The following is a 24,288-nucleotide window of genomic DNA, read 5'->3' on the forward strand; positions in this document are numbered from 1 at the left end:
ATGAATTAACCTGAATTCGAAAGAATGAAAGGGAAAATAGCATATTCATAAATGTTTAGTATATAAAAAATAAAATCGTTAATTTTAATATTTATTAAAAAATATACAATAAACATAAGAAGAAGATAAAATAAGGTTGAATATTCAAGTGAAGAGCAAAGAATGGTGGTTTAGTTCTAAAGCTTTAGGGAAGGTTAAACGATATATTCCAAAATACCTAAATAGATAATTATATAATTACTCTCAAGATCCTAAAGTAATTATAATTACCAATAAAGAATAAAATATTTATTCAATTATCTACATCAAGGTAAATTTAATGATTTTACCTATTATAAGACTCCAACCGCTATTTATCATTAGCCTATAATTTATAGCTACCTAGGAAAACCTAAAATTATTTTTTTATTTTTTTATAAAATAATTAAGGTTGCAGAGCTGACATAGTAGTCGGAGGTTTTCGGTCCTCTCAGGGAGAATAGGAAAACTATTTACAAGGCGAAGGGAAGCAGAAAGATTAAAAAATAATAAATATTTTTTTTATCACTTTTTAAATGATAATTTTTATTTTGTTATAAAACAATTTATAAATGCGCAATATAAATTAAATAAAAAAAAATATGTTTTTTAATCTAAACAAATAAAAAAATTTATTATGTTGAATTCGGAAAGCCGGATGCATGGAAACATGCCTGTCCGGTTTGGATGGGGGCTAACCAAATATAATAAAGGTTTTCTATCCATATTCTAGCGCTTAAGCTTGCAGGTTCGAGTCCTGTCACCCGTACCAAATATTTTATTTAGGGATATGATGTTAATGGTAGCATAATGGTCTCCAAAACCATGAGTTCGGGTTCGAATCCTGATATCCCTGCCAAATTAAATAACAAAATATTGAAAAAATAATCTAATTTAAATAAAAAAAAGAAGGTATATATATCCTTCTTTTTTTATTTAAATTAACAATTATTTGGAAATTTTCAAATTTATGAAAAATTAAAAATTATAATCTCATGAGATAATTGGAAAAAATCAAAAAATAAAATCTTCATCTTTTAAACTTTCACTTTTCATTTTTTGATAACCATTACCTTTCATAGAAAAATAATCCATTGTTTTAGTTTCTGTATTCAATCCGTTTAAAATAACAGGATTAATGTCTTCATAAGGAAAAATTTGTTCTAAACCTAAATTCAATAAAGCTTTATTAGCGTTATAACGAACAAATTTATTAACATCATCTACTAAAGTTTTTTTTTGATAAAGTTCAGAAGTTAACAATGTTTGTTCTTGATATAATTGGAATAAAAACTTTTCTAACCAATTATATAAACTTTTTTTTTGCTCTACATTAAAAGTAGAATATAAATGTTTAGCTAATCTTCCAGTATAAACTCCATGAACACTTTCGTCACGAATAATCAAATTAATGATTTCTCCGGCTTGCATTAATTTACCTTGGCCATAAAAATATAAAGGATAATAAAAACCACTATAAAACAACCAAGTCTCTAAAAATACTGAAGCTACAAGAGCTTTCCATTTTATTTCGCAAAATTCATAACTATTTAAATAAACAAAATTATTTTTATTAATAACTATTTTTTGATCTAACATTTCATAAACATTAATAATTAAATTTAAAATATTCTGTAAATTTTTTTGTTTCATACCCCAAGAAAATAAATCATCAATTTCATTTTTATTCAAAAAAGTCATAAAAATATTAGAATAACTTTTAGCATGAACAGCATTTTCCATAGCTCCCATAAAACTAAGAGTAGCTTTTTTTTGATGCTCTTCAGGCAAACAAGATCTAACCAAAACAGGCATACCTATATCTCCTTGATAAGTATCTAAAAAAGTTAAAACTAACAAATTACGAGAATAAGTTTTTTGTTCTTCGCGAGATAAAGTGTTCCAAATATGCAAATCACTTTGTAAACTAATATCTTCTGGACGCCAAAATTGACTTAAATTTTGTTCATAAAAATGATGTGTAAATTCATCATCTAAATTATTCCAATTAGCACCTTGATAAATTATTTTTTTTAAATTCATATATTTAAACTCATTCCTATCTTTTGTAAAATTATTAAAATTTAAAAAAATTTTAAAAAACTAATTAATTTTATAATTGTATAATTCGAATTTAAAAATTCTTCATAAATATTTTTAATAAAAAAAATTTATTTTCCTTTATTAACATTTAAATTATAATATTGGCGAATAGTTAATTCCAATTTATTTGCAAGATCTGAATTTTTCATTAAAAATTCTCGAGCCTTTTCTCTACCTTGGCCAATTTGTTTTTCATTATAGCTATACCACATACCATTTTTTTTAATTAAATTTAAACTTACTGCTAAATCTAAAATTTCACTAATTTTAGAAATACCTTTGCCATATAAAATATCAAAACTAACTGTTTTATAAGGAGGACAAACTTTAGATTTAACAATACGAACATTAGTTTTTACTCCAATAACTTGATCATTATCTTTAATTAATTCTGAGGTTTTTCGAACATCTAATCTAACAGATGTAAAAAATTTTAAGCCTTTTCCTCCGGGAGTAACTTCATTGTTTCCAAAAGTAATTCCTACTTTTTCTCTTAACTGATTAATATAAAGCAAAATAGAATTTGATTTAGAAACAATATAACTTTGCTTTCTTAAAGCTTGATTCATCATGCGAGCATGTATACCTACATAAGAATCACCAACCTCACCATTTATTTCTGCTAAAGGAGCTAAAGCAGCTACAGAATCTACTACTATCAAATCAACAACATTATTTTGTATTAAAAAATTGGCAATATTTAAAGCATTTTCTCCGGAATCAGGTTGAGATATTAACATTTTATCTACATCCACTCCTATATTTTTAGCATAATTAATATCTAAAGAATTCTCGGCATCTATAAAAGCAACAAGACCTCCAGATTTTTGAGCTTCTGCTATCGCATGCAAAGCTAAAGTAGTTTTACCAGCACTTTCAGGTCCGAAAATTTCTACAATCCTTCCCTTCGGTAAACCTCCAATAGACAAAGCTATATCCAATCCTAAAGAACCAGTCGAAATAGATTCTATAGGCTCTACCTTATCAGAATTCATCTGCATAATACTGCCTTTTCCGAAAATTTTTTCTATTTCGCTAATAGTTTGCGTTAAAGGAGGTTTTTTTAATATTTCTTTATTCATTTACTAAACACCTCTTATATAATTTTACTAAAATTCATCATAATTATAAAAAAAGATAAATTTTTAATAATTTAAAAATAAATTAACTTCAAATTTTTTAAGATATAATCTATACCAGAAATCACAATTATAAAAATGTTCAATATTAAAATAAAATTAATAATAAAATACATTTTTAAATTATATTCCGGAAATAATTGAGAAAAAAAACGTTCTAATTGAACAGATAAAAGCATTATAATAATTGAAACAAAATTCAAAAAAGTTTTTAATTTGCCACCAAAAGAAGAACTAATAATATGTTTTTTTTCAAAAGCTAATAATCGAATACCCATAACGATAAAATCTCTTATAATAGTAACTATCAAAAAACTTACAACATAATTAACAATTTTATCATTATCTTGATGCAATAAATAATTATTTTGACATAAAATCAGTAAATAAAACGCAGAAATAATAACTAATAATTTATCAGCTATAGGATCAAAAAATTTACCAAAAACAGTTGTTTGACAAAATTTCCTTGCAATAAATCCATCTAAATAATCAGTTATAGATGCTACTATAAAAATAATATTAAAATAATTTTTAAAAATTTCTATTTCATGTTTTAATAATTTTAAATATAAAAAAGGTAACATACAAAAAACTAAAAAAATACGAAATATCGTCAATAAATTAGCTGTTTTTTTAATTATATTTTTCATATTCTAATCATCTTTCTAAAAATACAAAATAAATAATTCCAAAATAAATATTTTTATTATCAATTATATTTTATATCTTTGAACTATTTATTCCCATTAATAATAAAATTTATTATATTTATCATAATATTTGGTATTTTTATATGGATTTTTTATCAAAAACACATTTATTTCTTCTTTCGGATATGAATTAAAAATTAAAAATTTCATTTTGATCAAAAATTACATTATAATGGCATAGTTTTTTTTAAAGATAATTATTAATTAATTATTAATAATATTTTTATATATTTTATTAAAATCGGAAAAAATATTATAATTTTGTTTATTAATAAAAAATTAATTTTCATTACTAAATTTAAGAACATTTCATTTTCAATTTTTATATATAATATAACATAATGAAAAATTTAAAAAATAATTATTCTAAATATCAAAAAAAATAATTTAAATATTCCAAATAAACTTATATAAATTCCTTATTTATTAATAATAACTTTTATTTTAACAAATTAATCTCATACTTTTTAATCTTTTAATATAAAAAAATTTAACTTAATAAATATTATTAATAACTAAATTAACTAATAATTAAAATTATATAATTTATTAAGATATAACAATATAAATAAAAAATTTTTATGTTAAAAATAATTAAAATTTGAAAATAAATTTTAAAAAAATTTTATATAATTTGATTTTATCTAAATATAATCAAACATAATTTTTCAAATATATTTCAAAAAATTCTACTCCATAACATATTTAATGATATTTATTATGTTTTTGTAAAATAACTTTAAGAATACCTAATATTTATTATTATATTATTTTTTGTTATAATTAGATTGCGTTTGTTTAAAATTTAAATTCACTTTTTTAATTTAGGATTGTGTATGGTTTATTATCGCGAAGTAAGATTTTATTAGATTTCTATAAATCATTAGAAAGTGAGATCAACTAAAACACATGAATTTCACCAGTGACAAAAATATATTATACAGAATATTATTATTTTTTATCATTTTCTTAATTTTATTAGGTCAAATTTTTTTTATTATGAATGTATTAGCTCATAACGAAGAAATAGAAGAAGAAAATGAGAAATTATCTCAAACTCATAAACAACTATTAGAAAATTATAATAAAATTCAAAATAGTAATAAAATAAAAATTGAACCTATTGCGGAGAAAAACAATAACATTAATTCAAATAAAAATTCTTTAAAACCTATATTCAATTCTTTACAAGAAAGTATAGAATTGCAAAAAAAGTTTTTTCAACCAAAAACAAATTCCTTCACTTTTGATTTGCAAAAATTAACTGATGAAGCTACCCAAAGTATTATAGTTTTTAAAAATAATAAAGAAGAAGAAATCGATCATATTAAATATTTTAATAAATTTGGAGAATTAATAAGCAAAATCTTTTTAAACAGTGAAAATAATTATTATAAAACAATAGAAGAATATCAAAATAATCAATTATTCAAAAAAACAGTTTTTGCTGATGATTATCAATCGGAATTAATTTCCTTTTATAAAAATAATAAAATTAAAACTGAAATATTAAATGTATATAACGAAAATACTAAAAATTTCATAACACATAACATTGCAGAATTTGATGATGAAGAAAAATTAATAACAACGAGTTTTTATCAGAAAACTGCTCCTTATAAAATAGACCAAAAAATTTATTGGGATAATAAACAAAATCCGATAAAAATCGAAAATTTTAAATATATTGGTGATAGATTAAATGCTATAGAAGAATTTAATGCAAATCAACAAATTACTAAAATAACCATTTTCAATCAAAATCAACAAATATCTTCTATTAAAAAATTTAATTACATAACTAATGAAGTTTTAATTGAAACTAAATTTTTCGATAGCAACAATAAATTAACTGAAACAAAATTTGATGTTAAAACTAATAAAAATTCCATATCCGAGCCTGATTTAATAGATACAAAATTCCGTATTATGTAAATATATCTCCAAAAATCATTATAAAAAATTAATTTTTAACCATTAATTAAAATTTAATTTATAAAATTAAAAAAAAAATTAAAATCATTCTACAAGTACCAAAATTTTCCTCATAAATGTTTGTAATTGAAAAAATTTCTCCAAATATAAGATATTAATATATATAATTTATAAAGTAAATTGGAAGAAATTATAAATATAATTTGAGTAATAATCTAATTTAGCAAAAATAATGATATTAATAACTGGATATTCAAAAATTAATTATCTAATCAACATATAAAGATATATTTTAAATATGCATATTTTAAAATATGCATATTTTTTTTAATCTTATTAATATTTTTTAAAATTAAAATACCTTTAACTGAAAAATAAAAATTTAAAATATCAATCAAAAAACGAACTAATACATTGCAATATTGAATACGGATAATAGATAAAAAATATGTTAGATATTATAAAAAAAATAAAACAATTAACTAAAAAAATAAATCAAGCGAATTATGAATATTTTAATTTAAATCAATCTTCTTTAAGTGATAAACAATATGATGCATTATTACAGGAATTAATATATCTAGAACAGAATTATCCGCAATATAAATTAAAAAATAGTCCGACTGATAAAATAGGTAGTTCTTTAGATGATAACAAAATACCTAAAATAAATCATAGTAAACCTATGTTATCTTTAGACAATGCCTTTGACATTACAAAAGTAAAAAAATTTTATACAAAAATAATGGAACAATATCCCCATTGTAATTTTATTACAGAATTAAAAATAGATGGTATAGCTATTAATTTAAAATATGAACAAGGAATTTTAATGCAAGCTACTACAAGAGGAAACGGATTAGTAGGGGAAGTAGTAACTCATAATATTAAAAATATCACAGATATTCCCTTAAAACTTTTGCAACCAATAGATTTAGAAGTAAGAGGAGAAGTTTTTTTTAATTATGAAAATTTTAAAAAATTAAACGAAAAACATAACAAAGAACAAAAAAAATCTTTTGCTAATCCACGTAATGCCGCATCTGGAACCATTAGATTATTAAATCCTAATATTGTCGCTTCTAGAAATTTATCTTCTTTTTTATATAGTATCGTAAAAACTTCGTTAATTGTCCATACTCAAAAAGAAGTTTTAGAATTATTAAAAAAATTAGGTTTCTCTGTAAATCCATATTATCATATAATCAATTCTTGGTCTGATTTAATTAACTTTATAGATTATTATATAGATTTAAAAACCTCTTTAAATTATGATGTAGATGGTATTGTTATAAAATTAAACCAACTAGATTTATATCCGAAAATAGGTTATACAAATAAATTTCCTAAATACGCTCTAGCTTATAAATTTAATTCAATTACAGGCGAAACTATAATCAAAAATATTTTATTTTATGTGGGCAGAACTGGCATAATTAATCTTGTAGCAGATCTTGAACCTATTATTCTTGATGGTAGTAAAATATCACGTGTGACCTTGCATAATTACAATTATATTAAAAATAAAGATATTCGTATTAATGATAGCGTAATTATTGTAAAGTCAGGATCGATTATTCCTAGAATTATTAAAGTCATTATTAATAAAAGAGTTGCTTCTACAAAACCTTTTGTAATGATTACAAAATGCCCTTCTTGTGATTCATTATTAAAAAAAGAAAATAATGGAATTAATTATTTTTGTATTAATTCTGAATGTAATGAAAAAAAAATACAAAAAATAATTCATTTCGCATCTAAAGAAGCTATGGATATCCATATTTTAGGTTCTCAAACATTAACTATTTTATTTAAAAACAAAATTATCAATAAAATTTCGGATTTATATATTCTTAAAGAAAAAAAACAACAATTACTCAAATTACCTTTTTTCGGAATTAAAAAAATTAACAATATTTTGGAAGCTATAGAAAAAAGTAAACAAAAACCCTTTGATCGCGTTCTATTCGGATTAGGAATAAAACATGTAGGTAGTAAAATCGCTCAAATTTTAACTAATAAATTTTATAATATATATAATTTAAAAAAAGCTACAATAGAACAACTAACTAAAATACACGAAATAGGACAAGAAATAGCTCATAGTATACATAATTTTTTTAATGATGAAAAAAATGTTCAAGAAATTATTCAATTAGAACAACATCAATTAAATTTTTCTACTCAAAATATTATTAGATATAATGTTGATAATAATGTTGATGATAATTTTTTTAAAAACAAAAAAATTATTATTACAGGAACATTGTCGCAATATACACGTTCACAAATAATTCAAAATTTATCAAAATTAGGAGCCTTAATAGTTAATAATATATCTAAAAAAACTAATTATTTAATCTGTGGGGCAAATTACAGCGAAAAAAAACTTGAAAAAGCCAAAAACATAAACATTACTATTATTCAAGAATTAGAATTATATAAACTTTTATCGCAAACTAAAAATAAAATATAAAAAGGCAATAATTATCAAAAATGAAAAATATCGGTATCGATTTAATTGAAATTAATAAAATTATTCAAATAGGATTAACCTCAATATCTAATCGTATTTTATCTATTTCAGAATATAAAATTTATAAAAAAATAAATTCTTTAAAAAGTAAAAGTTTTTTTTTAGCAGGAAGATGGGCCGCTAAAGAAGCAATATTTAAAACTTATCAAAAAGGTAATTTAACCAATAATTATTGCGATTGGTCTATATTAAACGACGATAAAGGAGCCCCTTATATAATAGATAAATATAATAATCAATTTATGATATCTATTACTCATACTGAAAAATACGCTTTAGCTTTAGTTATTATGTTATAATCTTAAATTAATTTTGATAAATATTAATTTCTTTTTTAAAATTATTTATCAGGAATATAGTTGTAATATATTGAAAATTAATAATGTTTTTGAATTATCTTTTTAATCAATAATTTTCCATAATTAACCTCTAACATGAATTCATTTTAAGGAATAATTAACAAATAAAGATCAACAATTCAGTTGATCTTTATTTTCAAAATCTCAATTATTTAAAAATTAATTTAATAACTATTTAATTAAACATTTATATATTAATTCATCAAAATTAAACTAAAAATAATCTGTAAAATCAATTTATATTTTTTTTAAAATAATCCAACATTAAACAAAATAGTATTCAAGAATAAAAAGATTCAAAAATGATATTAACACTAATTATTATTTAATAATAATAGCAAAACTTAATAATAAATAATTATTTTTGTAAATTTTTTTTTAATTTACAACCATAAATATTTAAATTCATATCAGGCGTTCCTAGATTTTTTGGTTGTAACAAACTAACTAACATATGAGTGGAATTAAATATATTTATTTTCTGGATGAAATGAGAAGATAATCGGGAAGATAGTTGATTTTGTTCTAATGAAAAAATTTCTATTCGATTATCTACCTTATTATAATGTAAAGCAAAGCCTAATGTTTTTTCAAAATTATTATTTTTTATATATACACGGATGTTTTGATCAATATGACAATTAGCATCGTGATTTTGCTTCAACATTTCATAACTTTCTATTGCTCCTGGAATCAAAAAATTACAAATTAATTTACTCGCAACATATTTTGTTGTTTGATTAATGCCAGTTTTTAAAATTTTTAAGTTTATTTGATTTTTAACTTTTTGAATTATTTGGGTTCTAATACGTTTTTTAAGAGAATCATTTCCAAGAATTTTTTGATAAAAATTTTGAAGATTAAGACCTAATTCAGCCATTTCTACCTCAGATGCTTCATTAAAAAATATATCTTCGTAAGGTATTTTATCTACCTCGTTTTGAAAAAAATTCTCTAATAAATCATAACTCATAGAAAATAAAGAATTCGACATCTCACAATTGCAAAAAGTTATATCAACATAAGAAATTTCCTTCAAATAATCAGGATCAAAAAAAAATATACCTTTTTCTGGACGATATTGAATAAAGTATTTAACAAATTGATTAATAAAAGCGATTTGATCATCCGAATCATTAATATATTTATCACCAGTTACTTCTTGTACTGTATCCAAAACTTTAAATATTCTATTAACAGGGAATAATAAATTACTCACTAAAACAGTAGTATTTTTTATAATTTGTTTAGTATTAGCAAATTCTTGATAAGTTTTACAAGGCATTCTTTTGAAAGGAAAAAGATTATAAAACACATAAGCTTTGTCAGAAAACATATGACCTTTTTCATGGCGCCAATAAATAGCGTTATGCTTCGTATTATAATCTTTTTCATAATTAGCAATATCAAAAGCACATAATTTTAAAAAATTATTATTAAATAACCAAATGAATTGAATTAGAAATAAAAATATTAAAAATTTATTTAATTTTAATAATTTCATATTTTTATAATCTCCATAACTTGGATTTTAAATTTAAAAAATTTTTTTAAAAAATTTTAATATTATATATCCAAATTTACAATAAATAACTAGAAATGTTAAAATTAATATCTGTTTAATTTATATTCATAAATTTTTAAGATAATTTAATTTTCTTTTGAGTTTTTGGATAGCATTTTTACGTATTTTTTGAACTTCTTTAGGAGTTATTTTTAAAGAAAAAGCTATTTCTCGATAAGAAATTTTTTTATGACATGAAAAATTATTAAAAAAACCAAAACTTAAACCAATAATTTTAAATTCTGATGAATTTAAAGTTTTTCTTATTTTTTTAATCCAAAATTCATAATCTGTTTGTTTTAACCAATTTTGATGAGGATTTAAAGAATAATTAGCGAAAGAATAGTAAATAGTGTCTTGAAAATTAGTATTAATTATAAAATAATTTTTTTGAGGAACAATCGGAATATGACTATTTCGAATTAATTCGCGAATAACAAATTTAATAGTTGGTCTAGCATAAGCTATAAAATCATAACCTTGATCTTGATAATAACCTAAAGCACGAATTAAACCTAAAAAGCCTTCTTGAATTAAATCTGATTTATCCAAAATAGAAGGATAATATTTAAATTGATTAACAATTTTGTAAACCAAAGGCGCATGAACTTCAATCAATTTATCTCTAATAGATAAATTATTTTTATCTTTTAAAAAGAGCGAAAATAATCTTTTTCTTGGCATATAATTCCTTTCTAAAACGTTCTTTAAGTTAATAATTAATAAAACAAATCTTGAAAAGATATTTTGTAAATTACAAATTTCTTTTTAATAATTCAAGATTTTTATTATGTAATAAAAATATTTACCAAATAAACAAACTTAAATTAAAATTATCTTCTTATAAATTATCCAATTTGTCTTTTTAATAATAAGAATATGCGAACATATAACTTATCGAAATTTATATTTTTGGTATATATAAAATATTTAAAATTAAATTTCATTTGTTCTTTATTTAGTTAGGTAAAAAAGTTTAAAATTTCTTATTAAAATAAAAAAACAATATTTTAAACATACATATCAATATAATTACAAAGTTAAAATAATAATTTATTAAAAATTTTTTATTTATATAAAAATTAAATAAATAATTAATACTATAAAAAAATTATTAATAAATTATTATTTTGGCATAAATAAATTATTAAACTTTTGAAAAAACATTTTAATCAAATATAAAAATATAACCAACATATTCTGCTGAAATAACTATATCATTAACCATTTTATATGTTATAATTAAGTTAGATATTTTATATTTAGAATATTTTCTATTCATAAAATATCTTAATATTTTCCTTCAAAAGGAAATAAATGATAATTGAAAATGAAATTTGAAAATTTGAAAAAAAATTAAACATTATAAATTCACAAAATAATTAAAATTTATCTAACAAAAATATTTAAAAAAATATTATCTACTAAATAAAAATATATTTATTACATATTTTTAAAAATAAAAAAGAAAAGAGAATTGATAACTAATATAAAAATTTTTAATAAAAATAAAAAAAATATTTTATTATTTCAATATTTAATTCTGATCTTATTTTTTCTTAAATGTTTTTTTATGAATACGATTGTGGCTCAGATTTCTGATGATAATAATCAAAAAATAATAGATTTAAAAACTAAAATTTTTCAATATCGAATTATTTTAGATACAGAATTAAATCAAACACAAAAATTCAATAAAGAATTCGATATATTATCATCAAACGAAAAAGAAAAATTACAGATTTTTTTAAATGATATCGAAACACAACGAAAAACATATATTACAGAACTTAATAATTTTCAAATAAATAATCCCCAAAATAATAAAGAAGTAATTTTGTTAAACATTTTAGAAAAACAAGAAAAATCTTATATAGAATTAGGGCGCAAAAGATGCTCATAATTCTGCTATTTAACGCATAGCCTAGAGTGATAATCTCTCTAGAGGTCACGTAAACACCACAAGGTGGGCTTGATCAATTAGTTCGAAAGAATAGTTGATAACAGCAAAAGCACGCAAGCGAGATAAGACGAAATATCTAGTCAACAAGTCGACGCCAGACCAGAAGTCAAGGAAAAGGTGCAAGTCCCTAAGCGGTTAAATAGAGTGGTTTAATTAAAACATTTTGGTAAGATATTGCTACCAGAATTAAGGAAGGATACATAATAAATTAATTCTTATTATTGTAAATTATCAATTAGGTTAAAAATAAATTGACCCCTTCCTACACTTTTCCATCTAAATTAATCAAACTTCTACAGATATTCCTAACTTGAATGATGGTAAACTGCCCCTAACACTTCCCGTAGAATTATGTAGTAACTTTGATCTCCCTAAAAGCACCTTCTTAGGGTTAAAACTAGCAGTGCTAGGCTCAAGGGAAAAGCGAAACTTAGAGTAGTCGTCAGTTTAATTCTGGAATTGGAATATTCGAGAAGAACCTGATCAAGGCGAAGGGTAATAACCTTTACATGGCGAAAGAGTTTCAATATCTTAGATTATAAGATATTAGGCGCCGGATGCTTGGAAACCTGCTTGTCCGGTTCTGTGGGAGGCTAATTGCGAATATGAAGCAAGTTATTATTATTTCTTCTTTCTAAACCGCGTTAATCTATCTCGATATCAACAAAGTTAAAACAAATAACTCTTTAATATTAAAAAAAATAATTAATAAAAATAAAGAAGAAATTTCTAAATTATTAGAATTAAGCTTTTATTTTGCGAATAATAAAGATATCAAATCAAAATTAAATAGTATCAAATTAGAAATAGAATCTGATAAAGAAAATAGCGCTGTTTATTTCGGAAATAAAGGCGATGAATTCATGTTAGAAGCCGAAACGCAACGAAATAATAAAGATTTTGTCCTTTCTAATTTAAAATATGATCGAGCTAAAAATAATTTTGAAAAATCTATTGAAAAATATAGCGAAATAAAAAACCAATTTTCTTTAGTTTTTAAAAAAATATTAATTTCTGAAAATAATAATTATTCTAACCATATTGATATTAATGATAATAATGTTTTTAATAGTAATTTTAAATATTGGAAAACTATATTAATAATTTTGACAATCACCAATTTTTTAATTCTTACACGTTTTATATATAAATTAATTATATATAAAATAAATGACTATAAAACCAATATGATTAAATTTGAAATTTAAATTAAAATAAAATTTTTAATTTTAAAAAAATAAAAGCTGTTTATTATAATAAACAGCTTTTTTTATGTTTAAATATTTTATTTTTTACGAATTTGATCTTATCATCATCAAAAATAGATTTAATTTATTTCTATTTTAAGGAATTTTTTCTTTCTAAAAATTGTTTTTCCACTTCATTTAGTATTTTTAAGTTTTTATCAGTAATAATAATTCTACGATAAGCTTCTTTCAAATCATCAATATTAACTGTTTCGTTACTAACTGTAAGATAATCATCATCATTAGCTCTTTTTATAGCGAAATTCATAGCAGCAGCTTTCATCAAATTTTCTAAAGTACGATTAGTTTTTAAAAAATCATAATTAGATTCAATTCTATCTAAAGCTTCATTAATTATTTCATATAAAAAATTTTTAGCTTCCGTACTATATGGATTTTTAAGTTTTTGATCCATTAAAAATTCTAAAAATTGTCTACGCTCTAATTTATTACCTGGTTTAACTTCGATAGCATAAGAAAAACGCGATTTTATAGCATCATCGATTTGTGAAAAATTATTAGTTGCTCCTAAAATAAAAATAGGATGTTTGGGATCATTTTCATTAGAAGTCAATTCTGTTTTAAATTGGTTAACAATATTGGTAATTTCCGAATCGCCTTCTAAATTTTTTAATTTTCGAAAAATAGTTTCACATTCGTCTACAAAAATAATAGCTCCAGGGTGTTTTTTAGATATTTTACGTACATCATTAAATAAATTTCTAATCATTTGTACTGCTTGACCTCTATATTTTTTTGAAAAAATAGAAGCACTCAGTTCAAAAAAGGGCAACTGTGTTTCTTTAGCTATAGCCCGAGCAAAAGTAGTTTTTCCTGTTCCAGGAACACCATATAACAAAATACCTAAAGGAGGTTCAATGTGACCAATATCTTTAAATTTCTCAGGTTTTTTTATATACAATATAAACGAATTAGCTATTTTCTTTTCTTCTTTAAAACCCGATAAAGTTGAAAAATCAAGAAAATTATCACTATTAATCGGATAAAAAGATTCTTTTTCATCAAAACTATTAGTCAAATTTAAAAAATTTGCTTCATTTTTGTGAGATATATCAGATTTTAAATTCATCAAATCTTTATTATTTTTAAAATTTAATATTAGAGACCAAAAAATAAATAATAATAATAACAAATTCATAATTAATCTAAAAAAAATAATCAATAAAGTTTTTTTCTTGTCTTTCAATAAGAACTCCTTTAAATTATTAAAATAAAAAAAATAATAAAATTTCTTTTTATATTTACAATCAAATTTATAATTTTAATAAAACTAGATAATTTTTTAAAAAGATTAAATCTATTTTAGTAAAAAGTTTAAATAATTTTTATTAATAATACATCAGATATATTAATAATTTTTAAATTTTTAATTATTCATTACATAAATAACGAACATCATTATTTTTCTAAATTATAAAAATAAATATCAAATTTTATAAATTGGGTTTATATAAAGACTTTTTTTCGAAAACCGCTAAAGGTTCTGAAAAACTACCTGCAGAAGTTTTAGCTAATGTTTCTCCTAAAGAAGTTAATTTGGCATCTATATTATCCAAATGCCATAACAAAAATGCTTCACCTGTTTGAGGAGTTTTTAAAGCACCATATTCTAATAAACCATGATGAGAAATTAATAAATGTTTTAATAATAATATTTCTTCTGTATCTTGAATATTGAAGAAAACAGCTTCTTCATGAACATAATTAACAGCTAAAACTAAATGACCTAATAAAATTCCTTCTTTAGTATATTCCTTTTTCGAAAAATTAAATTCTTTAACTTTAAACATATCATGTAAAATAATTCCTGCATATAATAAATCTAAATTTAAAAAATTGTATCTTTCGGCTAGATTTAAAGTAATTTGCAACATATTAGTAGTATGATAAGCTAATCCTCCGTAATAATTATGATGCATTTTAAAAGCAGCTGGAGAAATCAAAAAAGACAATTTATATTTATTATATAACGCAGTTGTAATTTTATTTAAATTATAATTTTTAATTTTATTAATATATTTAGTAATTAAAAAATCAGCTTTTTCAAAAGATAATGGCGCACATACAAAAAAAAGACGATAATATTGATAAGTTTCTTCCAAATTTAAAATATTTTCGATTAAATTCAAACTTTGGCAAATCCAATAATATTTATTACTTTTTAAATTTCTAATTACTTCAAAAATATAAATTTTTTCAGTTATTAAAACTAAATTTATATTTTCTATTTTGATATTGATAATTTCCATTTCAGTTAACAAAACATCTATATTGTAAAAATTATCACCTTTATTAATATTAGTAATTTTTCCTAAAATTTGGTATTTTTTCCCTATTTCGGCATTCTTTAAATTTTCTAATTGGTTTTTATAAATCATAATTTTTAAACTCATTTTTATTTTTCTTAATTATTTAAAATATAACAAAAAATTAAAACACTTTTAACAATAAAACAAAGACATACAAATAAATAATTCAAAATAAACCTGTTTTTAAAAATTTTTTTTGTAAATTTGATATTTCAAATTTATTTAAATTAGATAAAAAAGGATATTTTTGTTTCAATAATGTAACCAATTTAATAATTTTTATTCTTTGATTATAAGGAAAAGAAAAATCATAAAATACTTTATTATTTAAATAAACAGCAATTATGAAAAAAAAATCTGGATCAATAATTTCTAATTTATATTCGATAAAAAATAATATTCCAGAAATTAAACTTTTGAAATAATAAATAGCTTTTGTATATAATAAATAATTAAAAGTTAAATTAACATAAGGTTGTTTCAAAAGTTTATTAAATTCTCTAAATATAAAAAAAGATCTCAATTTATTTATTAAAGCAATATTATCTTTTAAAAATTTTTCTGTTTTTTCTTCTACAGAAAAATTTAATTTTGATTTAAAATAAAAAATTCTTAACATTCTTAATACGGATAGATTATTTGCGTTTCTTTGATAGTTATCAAATGTTACAAACAGCCCCCGTCCAAACGGTGCAAGCAAGTTTCCAAGCACACCGCTTTCCATAATTTATCCCTTTTTAGGGTTTAACTTCGTGTCACCACTGGTTAAATGTTTATTCTTGACCTTTTGTTCTTTTTAAATATTCTAATATTATTCATTTGTTGGTTGGTCCTCTTACGATAACAAACCTGACAATTATCTTGGTTATGAACATATTTACCTTTATTTGCAGCGATCCAGTTAAAATCGAAGTACAAAGTTATTCATCCCCCACTTGAGTATCTTATTTTAAATGAGGGGTAAATATCGGACATGAATTTTATTCATAGTCCGTGGAAGCTTAACTCCAAATCATTCCTAGTTTCCGCGGTCTCAAAAATAAACAATAAATTACTTTCTTCTTTCGCCCTATAAGAGTGATTAACTCTCTTCTGGGTAAGACGATTAACTAAATTATTCCAAATTTAGGTTTACCCTTACGACTACTAAAAAGATTCTTTATCCTTGACCATCCGGACTTTTATTTCCGGATTAGTAAATTTAATTACCTAGTTTTAGGATTCTCCAAGTTACTCTAAATTTCGACCTTAATTCTTTAGGGGAAGTATCCTCTTTAGGGAGGCTGATTCCAATATTTCAATATGATAAACTACTTAATACATCCTTTTATATTAGTAGACTCTGGACTGTCCGCTTCAGCAACTTCCAGAACAGGTTTGTCAATTACCTCAATTTTCCTTCTTAGACCATTTCAGGCTTCTCCATAGAATTATTTGGTGGCGTAATCATCTTGACTAATTTGCTTTCGTCGCAACCCGCTTTTATGGTCTGCTATAGTCTGACATTCTTTCGTTTGCCAAACCGACCATTTCCTTTCAGGGTTTATCGGCCCTGGCTATTGGTTAAATAGCACGAAATTTAGGCATCTTTGGCGCCCAAGGATCTTCAGTTAATTTTTGATAAGGATCGCCTATAATACGAATAATTTTATTATTTAAATCTGTTAAGCCATTAACATAATCGAATATATTATGATTTTCATCTAATAAGATGGCGTTTATAGTAAAATCGCGTCTTTGTAAATCTTCTTTTACATTTTTAATAAAAATAATAGAAGAAGGATGTCTAAAATCTAAATATTCCCCTTCTTTCCTATAAGTTGTTATTTCAAAATAATCATTTTCAAAACAAATTTTGACAGAACCGTAACGAATTCTTGTCTTTGGAACATTAAAAATTTCACAAATAGTTTCAGGTAAAAGATTAGTAGTAATATCTATATCTGTAACAGGTTTTTTTAATAAAAAATCCCTAACAGCCCCTCCTACTATAAAAGCTTCTGATTGGTCATATTTTTTTAATATTTTTAAAATCTTTTTAGCTTTATCCATATATAAATTTTCATTTAACATATATTATATTTACACCTTATGATTATTGAAACTTCTTAATGGGATCAAATGGGAGGAATAATTAATCCCACACCAAGAACATTATTACCTACATGCGCTCCTATCACCGGAGTAATAATAACTTCTAAAATATCATTAATATTTAACTTTTTTTTTAAAATTTCTATTAATTTATTTTTCATAGGAGGGCGTCCTGAAGTTAAAATATGTAAAAAAAATTTTTGATTTTTCTGATTTTTAGTATAATTTTCAATTTCTCTCAAAATACAATCAAAAGCTTTTTCCATAGTAAAAACTTTTTTAATCATTGTAATAATACCAGGAGCTTCTAATTTTAAAATAGGTTTAATATGAAAAATTCTTCCTAAAAAACCTTTAGCAATACTTAAACGACCACTTTTAATTAAATGATTTAAAGAATCTACTATAAAAAAAATTTTATTATTTTTACGTAATTTTTCTAAATATGCTATAACTTCTGAAATTTCAAAACCTTCAGAAAACATACGTTCAGCTTGTAAAGCGCAATATGCTTCGCAAAAACCAATACTTTGGGTATCAAAAACTATAACTTCTATTTCAGAAGCAACTATTTTACTAGCAGATAAAATACTATTATAACTACCGCTTAATGCACTAGACAAAGTGGTAACAAAAATTTTTTGATAACCTAAACGAGCTATTTGGCGAAAATAATCAACTATTTCTCCTATAGGAGGTTGAGAAGTAGTAGCGATTAAACGAGGATTTTTAGTTATAAAATCATAAAATTGATCTGCAGTTAAATTTTCGCCATCTCGATATTCTTGATTATTTAAAAAAATTTGTAATCTAATTAATCCAATATTATGTTTTTGATGAAAATAATCTAAACAACTAGTAGAAGTGCTTATCACTTTAATTTTCATATGAAATTAAAATCCTTTTAATAAAAAATATTTATTGTTTTAATTAATTAAAGAATCAAAAATATGAATATAAAAATAAATAAAATAAGAATTATAATAACTCAATTTCCTAAAAAATAATCTTAAGAAATCGAGTTATTTAAAAAATTATAAAATTTATGATTATTTATAACAAAATAAATTATTTGTGTATAATGAGTTTTTTATGAAAATTGTTTCAAGAATTTCCTTTTTTTAACATCATTAAAGGTTTGGTTTTATTTAATCGTTTAGAATTCGTCAAAAGATAAATACTATAAACAAATAAAAAACAAATAATAAAAAAACCTACCCAACTAACTATAGTTCGATAACTGGGTGAAATTGAAAAAAAACCATTCTCACATAAAGGACCAAAAAAGTATTGAAGAATGTCGTAACGACAAGGATAAAGTTTTTCACTTAATTGCAATAATGATTTTTTTTGTTCAAACAAATTCATATCATTAAAACCAGGAATTGCTTTTTTATCCAAAAACATAGAAAAATAATTTAAACCATTATTAAAATAATTCAAACCATCATTAACAAGTTTATTAACTCCAAATTGATACCAAAACATAAACATCTGCTGTAAGAAAGTAAACGCCAATATAAAATAAGCGATAAAATAAAATAATATTTTATTAATAATTCGACTATTCGCACCTAAAATACGAGTAATACCTGCGGTACGATAAAAAACTATTGTCTGACGATTCAGAAAGGACTTGGATAAAAGGAAATAAAACAACCAAAATAAAAATATTACTAAAAATTTTAAAAAAGATATCAGGTAAAATCCTTTTGAAAAAGGAAATATAACAATGTCATAAAATTCTAAATATATATTTTTAAAAAAAGATGTTTTATACCAAAATATTTTTCCCAATAAAATATTTACATAAGATAGTAATCTAAATGCTAACAAAGTTGATATAAAATAATACAAAAGACTAAATAAATTTCGTTTCCAATGATTTTTATAAAAAAATTTACAAATAGAATGCACTTCTTTAAAAGGTAAATTAGATGAAACAGATTTAAACTTCAAAAGATGATCGTTTTCAAATAAATTAGAAGCTTCCTTGATTTTAGAAACAAATCTTTGTTTTTCTAAATTATCAACATAGGTTAATAAATCTAAATCCTTTTCATTAAATTGAACATTTTCATTATTAAAAGTGTCATTTTGTTTACGCACTAAATAATCTTTAACAATACCTTCTTTTATTTTAATAATAATATCGGCATATTTGGTTGCTAATAAAATATCATGAGTCACTACGATAACCAATTTTTTTTCAGAAATCTCTTTTAATTTTTTAAAAACTAAATTACTAGAATCTGGATCTAAATTACCTGTAGGTTCATCAGATATTATCACATCAAAATCTTTGATTAAACTTCTAATTACATTGGCTCTTTGTAATTGTCCTCCAGATAATTGAAAAGGTTTTTTTTTCAATAAACTGATAGGTAAATTAAAATATTTAAATAAATCTTTAATTTGTGTATGAATGAGCGGATTAACAAAGCTTTTTTGTAATTTAACAGATAAAAGAATATTATCTAAAACACTTAATTCACTAATAAAATAAGCATCTTGCGTTATATAAGAAATCATACCATTTCTATAATCAGCCATTTTAAAGTCTGAAAAAGTAGATAAATCTTTACCTTCTAATAAAATTTTACCATTACTTATCTTTTCTAATCCTGATAAAAGATTACATAAACTAGTTTTTCCTGAACCTGATGGTCCTGACAAAAAAACAAATCCACTACTAGGTAAATTAAAAGAAATATCTTTTAAAATATCTTCTCCTTCATCAAAGCTCAAATTCACGTCTATTAAACGAATCATACTTATACTCTCCCTAATTTTTTAAAAATAATGTATAAATTAATCTAAAAAATATCATTTTAACTAATTTAATAACTAATAAAAAATCTTCTTGTTATCATAACAATTTATTTTTAGAAATATTATCAGAAAAATCATATAATAAAGTAGATTTTTGAATTAAATTAATAATTTTCGCAGATTTAGTAGCATTAATTAAATCTACATTTAATTGTAAAGTTTCTTTCAAATCATTCTGATGCAAAACGCTACTAAAAAAAACAGGTAAATTATATTCATAACGATAATTTAATAAAGGTATAAAAATATCATCTCGAAAAAAAGCATTCATATTTTCTAAACCAAAATCATCTAAAATTAAAAATGGAATTTTTTTTAAATGGTTTATTTTATCTTCTATAATATCATGAGTCCATAAAAATTTAAATTGCCGAACCAAATCTGACATAACAATAAATAAAAAAGGAATATTATTTATTAATAACATTTTAGCTAATATTTTTAACATAAAAGTTTTTCCAGAATTAAAAGGACCATAAATATATAAACCTTTATTTTGTTTAATGTTGATATCAAAGGAATTATATTTTTCTACGATATCCCTCATATAATTAAAAATAATTTTTTGTATTTTAGACATAGATTTTATATTTTTAATATCTATACCAGTCAAATTTATTTCTTGATTAAATAAAAAATTTTTTTGTTGTAAATTATTTTTCCAATCTATTTGTTTAGTTTTGGCAGTTTCTTGCCAAACTACATGAAGATAAGGTTGTTCTTTTAAAACTAATTTATATCCAAAAGGATTGGGTTTATCTTTTTTATTTAAATAATTAAAAACAATAATAACATCTTCGTCTTTAATTTGTAAATGTTTTGTTTCGGGATGATTCTTAATATAATCTTTAATTTTTTGCAAATGAAAATTTGACTTTTCAGATGAATCCATAATAACTCCTAAATAAAAATTTAAATTTTTTTAAAATCTAAATTTTTATAAAACTAAAATAATAATACATTGAATTTATTATAAATTCAGATAAATATAGATTAATTAGAAAAAATCTATCATATCGAAATCTCAACAAATAAATTTTAAAATCATCAAATATTTACCTAAAATCTTATTTTTTCTTAACATTACTAAATATTTTTAGCTTATACATAAATTATTACTTAATTTATTATATCATGTTTTTTTATGTCTATTTATTTTTCATTTTAAACATTTAACTAATATTAATAAACAATTTATCAAAATAAAAAAATAAATTTAATAAATTAAATTTAGGTTTACACTTAAGACTACTAAAAAAATTCTTTATCCTTAACCATCCGCCATCCGGGCTTTTATTTCTAGATTAGTAAACTTAATTACTTAGTTTTAGGATTCCCCAAGTTATGCTAAATTTCGACCTTAATTCTTTAAGTGAATTACCCTCTTTTTTAGAGAGAATGATTCCAGGTTTTCTTTGGCTGATAAACTACTTAATAATTATATATTATATTATTAGACTCTGAACTGTCCGTTTAGCTAATTCCGAAATAGGTCTATATATTAAATCACTTTTTCTTCTTAGGCCATTTCAAACTTTTCCGAGAAATTATTCGGTGGAAGTATCCTCTTGACTAATTTGCTTTTGTTACAATCCAATTTTATAGTCTTCTATAATTAATCATTATTTCGTTTTCCTGACCGATCATATTCTTTCAAAATCTTCCCTGGATATTGAATAAATAGAACGAAATTTAGTCCTTTTCGGCACTAATATGAGATTATATAATAATTTATCAATCTCATAATTGATTTCAAATATTTCTAGATTACTTTTAATTAATGTAAATTTAATGTAAATTTTTCATAAAATCATCTAACCATTTAGGCAAAGGAACATTTTTGCGAGAAGAATTAAATTTTTTATTATTATTTTCTAACTCTTCTGTCAAGTAATTATAAGCCATTTCTGTAGAAATAATGCCTCTTTTTAACCACGATTTTAAAACAACATCACAATAATTATAAGATAAAACAAAATCAAGTTCGTGATGTTTCTTTTTGCAAATATACATTAATAAAGCATTAATAACTCCAATATCTACATTTTTATGATTTTGAATTAACATGAATAAATCATGATTTAATTTTTTATTTATATTAATATTTTTACCAAAATTTTTAATAATATGAATAGGATGTGATCTTTTTAAACATAAAATCATTTCATTTTTTTCTTGTTGATGATTATTAACATCAACAATTTTAATATTTTGTTGAGTTTTTATATTTTGTTCATATAAATAATCTTTCAAAACATTTAAATTAATATTAAGATTTTGATTATAATTATGGCGAAAAATTTTTTGATACAAAGCGGCCATTTCTTTTGGTTGTAACATATAAACAAAACCTAAAGTTACGATATAATCAATATTTTCATTTTCTAATAAAAAAGGTTTTTTAAAACGTTCAGATAAATTATTAAAAAAAACTTCGTAATCGAAAAATTTTTTAAATACCAATAAATGATTATTATTGCTGTTTTGAGCATTACCCGAATTAGAATGATGATATAAAGAGGTATAATCAACATTAATTTTATTAACTTTATAAAGATCTACAAAATTTTTACTAATATTTTGGAAATTTTTAGGTATTAAAGGTAATTTAGTTAGTAATAATTTTTGTAAACAATGATAATAATTACCAACTTCGCTTAAAAAAAAATGACTTAACAAAGGATCATTAAAAAATTTGTGAACTGAAACAGGAGAATAAAGTACATAAATAATATCTTGATTATCATTAGAATAAGTTTCTAACAAACGGAGAGCTTCTAATTTATATTTATTAGATTGAAAAGTTTTTTTATTTACATTTAACAAATCAAATAACATCTGATATGTAATAGTAAAATTATTATCAACATTATTTTTACTTTCGTTTAAAAAATATAAAGTATTATACAAAGAGATAGCAATAGTTCCGATTAGGGGTTGATATAATAAATTAAGTACTTTGTAATCTTCCGAAGTTAATTTATTAACACAATAAATTTTAATTATATTCGAATTAATCATTATTTGCGACCTTCCTTAAATACTATTACTATAAATAATTATAAATAATTGATAAAAACAAAAATAAATATTGATTAGACCTCATAATGATCAAAAAATAACATAAAATATTTCTATTTATTTTAACTGACAAAAATCACAAAAATAAGAACTACGACCATTAATTTTAATTTTTTGAATTAATTTATTACACCTACAACACATTTCTTTATTTTTTTGATATACCAAAAGTTTTTTTTGAAAATTACCTTTAATTCCTAAGGCTTCGAAAGTATTAGTAGTGGTAGCTCCATCTTGGATAGAAGCTTTTAAAATATCGCGAGCATGTTTTAAAATATTGTCAACTTGTTTTAAATACGGATAGATTAATTGCGTTTTATGAAGCGATTTATATTTGCTGTTTTATTTACAATCAGCCCCCGTCCAAACCGGAC

19 protein-coding genes and 1 tRNA gene are annotated in these 24,288 nt (G+C 21.9%); 6 read left to right on the top strand and 14 right to left on the bottom strand.

Features of this window, described 5'->3' with window-relative positions; translation table 11 throughout:
• The first annotated feature begins 802 nt into the window (after window positions 1-802).
• Window positions 803-877 (top strand) — tRNA-Trp (locus H7686_RS01690).
• A 155-nt stretch (window positions 878-1,032) separates the two neighbouring features.
• On the opposite strand, the gene nrdF is transcribed toward H7686_RS01690, so the two are convergent.
• The 3 genes from nrdF to pgsA all read right to left on the bottom strand — a co-directional run bounded on the left by nrdF (window position 1,033) and on the right by pgsA (window position 3,913).
• Window positions 1,033-2,061: a class 1b ribonucleoside-diphosphate reductase subunit beta gene (gene nrdF, locus H7686_RS01695; protein ID WP_193622033.1), complete on the bottom strand. Its 1,029-nt coding sequence runs from the start codon at window positions 2,059-2,061 to the stop codon at window positions 1,033-1,035.
• 128 nt (window positions 2,062-2,189) lie between these two features.
• Window positions 2,190-3,203 (bottom strand): recombinase RecA, encoded by a 1,014-nt coding sequence (recA, locus tag H7686_RS01700; protein WP_193622032.1) that lies wholly within the window; start codon window positions 3,201-3,203, stop codon window positions 2,190-2,192.
• Between the two features lie 71 nt (window positions 3,204-3,274).
• Window positions 3,275-3,913, bottom strand: coding sequence for a CDP-diacylglycerol--glycerol-3-phosphate 3-phosphatidyltransferase (pgsA, locus tag H7686_RS01705; RefSeq protein ID WP_193622031.1), 639 nt, complete (start codon window positions 3,911-3,913; stop codon window positions 3,275-3,277).
• 969 nt (window positions 3,914-4,882) lie between these two features.
• Between pgsA and H7686_RS01710 the strand changes: the two genes are divergently transcribed.
• The 3 genes from H7686_RS01710 (at window position 4,883) to acpS (ending at window position 8,743) form a co-directional block, all read left to right on the top strand.
• Window positions 4,883-5,908: a hypothetical protein gene (locus H7686_RS01710; RefSeq protein WP_193622030.1), complete on the top strand. Its 1,026-nt coding sequence runs from the start codon at window positions 4,883-4,885 to the stop codon at window positions 5,906-5,908.
• 448 nt (window positions 5,909-6,356) lie between these two features.
• Window positions 6,357-8,384 (top strand): NAD-dependent DNA ligase LigA, encoded by a 2,028-nt coding sequence (gene ligA / locus H7686_RS01715; RefSeq protein ID WP_193622029.1) that lies wholly within the window; start codon window positions 6,357-6,359, stop codon window positions 8,382-8,384.
• A 20-nt stretch (window positions 8,385-8,404) separates the two neighbouring features.
• Window positions 8,405-8,743, top strand: coding sequence for a holo-ACP synthase (gene acpS, locus H7686_RS01720; protein ID WP_193622028.1), 339 nt, complete (start codon window positions 8,405-8,407; stop codon window positions 8,741-8,743).
• Window positions 8,744-9,161: 418 nt separating this feature from the next.
• Here acpS and H7686_RS01725 read toward each other — a convergent pair whose 3' ends face one another.
• Entirely contained in the window at window positions 9,162-10,307 is a 1,146-nt protein-coding gene (locus H7686_RS01725; RefSeq protein WP_249175859.1) for a hypothetical protein, read from the bottom strand.
• A gap of 126 nt (window positions 10,308-10,433) precedes the next feature.
• Window positions 10,434-11,051 carry a sigma-70 family RNA polymerase sigma factor gene (locus H7686_RS01730; protein WP_193622027.1) on the bottom strand — a complete coding sequence of 206 codons (618 nt, stop codon included), beginning with the start codon at window positions 11,049-11,051 and terminating at the stop codon, window positions 10,434-10,436.
• An 889-nt stretch (window positions 11,052-11,940) separates the two neighbouring features.
• Between H7686_RS01730 and H7686_RS01735 the strand changes: the two genes are divergently transcribed.
• Window positions 11,941-12,270: a hypothetical protein gene (locus H7686_RS01735; protein ID WP_193622026.1), complete on the top strand. Its 330-nt coding sequence runs from the start codon at window positions 11,941-11,943 to the stop codon at window positions 12,268-12,270.
• A gap of 923 nt (window positions 12,271-13,193) precedes the next feature.
• Window positions 13,194-13,538 carry a hypothetical protein gene (locus H7686_RS01740; protein ID WP_193622069.1) on the top strand — a complete coding sequence of 115 codons (345 nt, stop codon included), beginning with the start codon at window positions 13,194-13,196 and terminating at the stop codon, window positions 13,536-13,538.
• 130 nt (window positions 13,539-13,668) lie between these two features.
• On the opposite strand, the gene H7686_RS01745 is transcribed toward H7686_RS01740, so the two are convergent.
• The 9 genes from H7686_RS01745 to H7686_RS01785 form a co-directional block, all read right to left on the bottom strand.
• Window positions 13,669-14,784, bottom strand: coding sequence for an ATP-binding protein (locus tag H7686_RS01745; protein WP_249175858.1), 1,116 nt, complete (start codon window positions 14,782-14,784; stop codon window positions 13,669-13,671).
• 247 nt (window positions 14,785-15,031) lie between these two features.
• Window positions 15,032-15,991 (bottom strand): HD domain-containing protein, encoded by a 960-nt coding sequence (locus H7686_RS01750; RefSeq protein ID WP_304513349.1) that lies wholly within the window; start codon window positions 15,989-15,991, stop codon window positions 15,032-15,034.
• Between the two features lie 82 nt (window positions 15,992-16,073).
• On the bottom strand, window positions 16,074-16,631 hold the full coding sequence (locus H7686_RS01755) for a hypothetical protein (RefSeq protein WP_212304301.1): 558 nt from the start codon (window positions 16,629-16,631) through the stop codon (window positions 16,074-16,076).
• 839 nt (window positions 16,632-17,470) lie between these two features.
• Complete coding sequence (locus H7686_RS01760; RefSeq protein WP_212304299.1) at window positions 17,471-17,980, bottom strand: hypothetical protein; 510 nt, start codon at window positions 17,978-17,980, stop codon at window positions 17,471-17,473.
• A gap of 44 nt (window positions 17,981-18,024) precedes the next feature.
• On the bottom strand, window positions 18,025-18,888 hold the full coding sequence (locus H7686_RS01765; RefSeq protein ID WP_193622073.1) for a DegV family protein: 864 nt from the start codon (window positions 18,886-18,888) through the stop codon (window positions 18,025-18,027).
• A 217-nt stretch (window positions 18,889-19,105) separates the two neighbouring features.
• On the bottom strand, window positions 19,106-20,773 hold the full coding sequence (locus H7686_RS01770; protein ID WP_193622074.1) for an ATP-binding cassette domain-containing protein: 1,668 nt from the start codon (window positions 20,771-20,773) through the stop codon (window positions 19,106-19,108).
• A gap of 97 nt (window positions 20,774-20,870) precedes the next feature.
• The gene (locus H7686_RS01775; RefSeq protein WP_193622075.1) at window positions 20,871-21,725 is read right to left on the bottom strand and encodes an ATP-binding protein; all 855 of its coding nucleotides are present in this window, start codon (window positions 21,723-21,725) and stop codon (window positions 20,871-20,873) included.
• 896 nt (window positions 21,726-22,621) lie between these two features.
• Window positions 22,622-23,854, bottom strand: coding sequence for a replication initiation and membrane attachment family protein (locus tag H7686_RS01780; protein ID WP_193622076.1), 1,233 nt, complete (start codon window positions 23,852-23,854; stop codon window positions 22,622-22,624).
• A 117-nt stretch (window positions 23,855-23,971) separates the two neighbouring features.
• Window positions 23,972-24,058, bottom strand: a complete 87-nt coding sequence (locus H7686_RS01785; RefSeq protein ID WP_369221291.1) for a zinc finger domain-containing protein — start codon at window positions 24,056-24,058, stop codon at window positions 23,972-23,974.
• Window positions 24,059-24,288: the final 230 nt, after the last annotated feature.

The organism is Candidatus Phytoplasma asiaticum, assembly GCF_015100165.3.
In the GTDB taxonomy this organism is placed as follows: Bacteria; Bacillota_I; Bacilli_A; order Acholeplasmatales; family Acholeplasmataceae; genus Phytoplasma; species Phytoplasma citri.

Bases quoted from the DNA above. Each gene is read 5' to 3' on its own strand.
- nrdF (WP_193622033.1), bottom strand. From the start codon at position 2,061: ATGAATTTAAAAAAAATAATTTATCAAGGTGCTAATTGGAATAATTTA.
- recA (WP_193622032.1), bottom strand. From the start codon at position 3,203: ATGAATAAAGAAATATTAAAAAAACCTCCTTTAACGCAAACTATTAGC.
- pgsA (WP_193622031.1), bottom strand. From the start codon at position 3,913: ATGAAAAATATAATTAAAAAAACAGCTAATTTATTGACGATATTTCGT.
- H7686_RS01710 (WP_193622030.1), top strand. From the start codon at position 4,883: ATGAATTTCACCAGTGACAAAAATATATTATACAGAATATTATTATTT.
- ligA (WP_193622029.1), top strand. From the start codon at position 6,357: ATGTTAGATATTATAAAAAAAATAAAACAATTAACTAAAAAAATAAAT.
- acpS (WP_193622028.1), top strand. From the start codon at position 8,405: ATGAAAAATATCGGTATCGATTTAATTGAAATTAATAAAATTATTCAA.
- H7686_RS01725 (WP_249175859.1), bottom strand. From the start codon at position 10,307: ATGAAATTATTAAAATTAAATAAATTTTTAATATTTTTATTTCTAATT.
- H7686_RS01730 (WP_193622027.1), bottom strand. From the start codon at position 11,051: ATGCCAAGAAAAAGATTATTTTCGCTCTTTTTAAAAGATAAAAATAAT.
- H7686_RS01735 (WP_193622026.1), top strand. From the start codon at position 11,941: ATGAATACGATTGTGGCTCAGATTTCTGATGATAATAATCAAAAAATA.
- H7686_RS01740 (WP_193622069.1), top strand. From the start codon at position 13,194: ATGTTAGAAGCCGAAACGCAACGAAATAATAAAGATTTTGTCCTTTCT.
- H7686_RS01750 (WP_304513349.1), bottom strand. From the start codon at position 15,991: ATGAGTTTAAAAATTATGATTTATAAAAACCAATTAGAAAATTTAAAG.
- H7686_RS01755 (WP_212304301.1), bottom strand. From the start codon at position 16,631: ATGGAAAGCGGTGTGCTTGGAAACTTGCTTGCACCGTTTGGACGGGGG.
- H7686_RS01760 (WP_212304299.1), bottom strand. From the start codon at position 17,980: ATGTTAAATGAAAATTTATATATGGATAAAGCTAAAAAGATTTTAAAA.
- H7686_RS01765 (WP_193622073.1), bottom strand. From the start codon at position 18,888: ATGAAAATTAAAGTGATAAGCACTTCTACTAGTTGTTTAGATTATTTT.
- H7686_RS01770 (WP_193622074.1), bottom strand. From the start codon at position 20,773: ATGATTCGTTTAATAGACGTGAATTTGAGCTTTGATGAAGGAGAAGAT.
- H7686_RS01775 (WP_193622075.1), bottom strand. From the start codon at position 21,725: ATGGATTCATCTGAAAAGTCAAATTTTCATTTGCAAAAAATTAAAGAT.
- H7686_RS01780 (WP_193622076.1), bottom strand. From the start codon at position 23,854: ATGATTAATTCGAATATAATTAAAATTTATTGTGTTAATAAATTAACT.
- H7686_RS01785 (WP_369221291.1), bottom strand. From the start codon at position 24,058: ATGTGTTGTAGGTGTAATAAATTAATTCAAAAAATTAAAATTAATGGT.